The 2139-nt window shown below is 34.5% G+C and carries 2 protein-coding genes and 1 pseudogene; all 3 read left to right on the forward strand.

All coding sequences use genetic code 11. The features are described 5' to 3' along the window. Positions 1-185 precede the first annotated feature (185 nt). The 3 genes and pseudogenes from AC3G7N_RS20465 (at position 186) to AC3G7N_RS20475 (ending at position 1766) form a co-directional block, all read left to right on the forward strand. A pseudogene (locus tag AC3G7N_RS20465) lies at positions 186-948 on the forward strand (alpha/beta fold hydrolase). 314 nt (positions 949-1262) lie between these two features. Then, positions 1263-1421 (forward strand): GNAT family N-acetyltransferase, encoded by a 159-nt coding sequence (locus AC3G7N_RS20470; protein WP_489424013.1) that lies wholly within the window; start codon positions 1263-1265, stop codon positions 1419-1421. A gap of 24 nt (positions 1422-1445) precedes the next feature. Next, positions 1446-1766, forward strand: a complete 321-nt coding sequence (locus AC3G7N_RS20475) for a GNAT family N-acetyltransferase (RefSeq protein ID WP_489424014.1) — start codon at positions 1446-1448, stop codon at positions 1764-1766. Positions 1767-2139: the final 373 nt, after the last annotated feature.

Raw genomic sequence — 2139 nt, forward strand, 5'->3', positions numbered from 1 at the left:
TCGTTTGGTAATTTATTCTTCAAAGGGAAATTGTTTATATTCAACTATACGAACGGGCTTGTTAATCGAATAAGATAGCGTCCTCCAGAATCGGGCCAGATTATGGTATAAAGCCTTACAGTCTGTTATATTCATGACGAACGCATATTCTTGTGAATTACATAATTGAATTTGGGGGATAAAAAATGTCTTTCTGCAAAGTTAAAAACGCTAATATTTACTATGAAGACATTGGGGCAGGAAAACCGATTATAATGATACATGGTTTTTCTCCCGACCATAGGCTGATGAGTGGCTGTATGGAGCCTATTTTTAAAGAAAGAGGTGGATGGAGACGTATTTACGTTGATCTGCCAGGGATGGGTCAAACTACTGATTATGAACAAATAAGTAATTCTGATGAGATGTTAGAGTCATTAATAAATTTTATTGAAACTTTAATACCAAATCAAACCTACCTAATCGCTGGTGAATCCTATGGTGGTTATCTATCGCGAGGAATCATCAGGATGCAGAAAGAACGGATATTGGGTGGCTGCATTTATTTGTCCCATGATTTTACCTATGAAAGACGATAGAACGCTTCCGGAACATAGTATTGTATATTCAGATAATTAATTTTTGTCTCAATTAACAAAAGAGGAAGCAGATGATTTCAGCTCAAATCAAGTTGTTCTAGATGAATATAACTGGATGAGGTACATCAGTGAAGTTATGGCCGGTTGTAAGATAGCAGATGAGGAATTCTTAGCCAAAGTACAAAAAAGATATGGATTTTCTTTCAATTTGGACGGGGGCGGCTTTGTTAAACCCAGTGTATTCTTGCTGGGGAAACAAGATTCTATTGTTGGATATAAGGATGCATTTGAAGTTTTGAATAAATTCCCAAGGGGAACATTTTCTGTTTTGGATAGAGCTGGCCACAACTTGCAAATTGAGCAACCATAATTGTTTAATTCACTTATTAACGAATGGCTAGATAGAGTAATAGAGGAATTCAATGATTGAAGAATTTTTTAGGAAAAGTTCTTTAATTAAATTTAAGGGCGCAAAAATTGAATAAAATTTGTGCCTGCTTTTATTTTAAAGGACTATTTTGTTGAAGAACCCTCTCAAATATAGTTGGGTATTGATGTTTAAAATAGTTGCAAGGTTTTGAAGGAATTTACTTAAACTCTAAAGTGGCAGTAATATTGAACATGAATGTTAATATAAGTATTGATGTCCAACTTAGAAACTGCATAAAAAAGGAGGTGTTTAAAATGGTCATCGAGTCACAAAGATTAAAGTTTCGTAAGTACAATGTCGATGATTTCGAATATCTATTTTCTTTATTATCAGACCCGGAAATGGTTAGGTATATTGGCGAAGGAAAGACAAAAGATAAAGAAGGAACTAAAATTCTTTTAGAATGGATTTAAAGTACATATAAAGTCGGTCCCGATATGGGGTTAATTGTCTTAGAAAATAAGGACGACAATAAACTAATAGGACATGCGGGTCTGGTTCCACAAACAATTGATGGGATTGAAGAACTTGAAATAGGGTATTGGATTTCTCGTAAATACTGGGGTAAAGGTTATGCGACGGAGGCGGCGAAAACACTTATGGATTACGGAAGCAAAAATCTCGGTAAACAAAGATTAATTGCACTAATTCAGCCAGGTAATGTAGCTTCTCAAAAAGTGGCAAATAAAATAGGTATGGGTTTAGAGAAGAAAATCATATTGGGTGACAAAGACGTAAACGTATATTCAACAGAATAAAATGTAAAGCTCAACAAACGAATATCAGAGCCTAATTTCTCAGAAAGGTATTGAAGCATTAGGCTTTTTTATTTTCCTAAATACTTAACGTATTAAATCTGCATTTTCCTGGTTCTACTCCACAAAAGGTATCACTTTATTATTTAAATTGCGCAGTTTTAATACTTATTTTGCGTGAACAAAAAATAAAGGATTATCCATGTTAGTCAGGACTGACATGGATAATCTTTTATACCTATTAGGGGTCCTGCTGACAAAACGCGGATATTATACGCTAAGACATTCTGGCAGTAAGTATTTAGCTCCCACGTGCTCTCAGTCTTCCTTTACAAAATATTGTTATATTTTTTCTCTAATTCAAGCAGCCAAGACT

It is taken from the genome of Virgibacillus carmonensis (assembly GCF_057836705.1).

Excerpts from the sequence above, each read along its gene's own strand:
- AC3G7N_RS20470 (WP_489424013.1), top strand. The coding sequence starts at position 1,263 with ATGGTCATCGAGTCACAAAGATTAAAGTTTCGTAAGTACAATGTCGAT.
- AC3G7N_RS20475 (WP_489424014.1), top strand. The coding sequence starts at position 1,446 with ATGGGGTTAATTGTCTTAGAAAATAAGGACGACAATAAACTAATAGGA.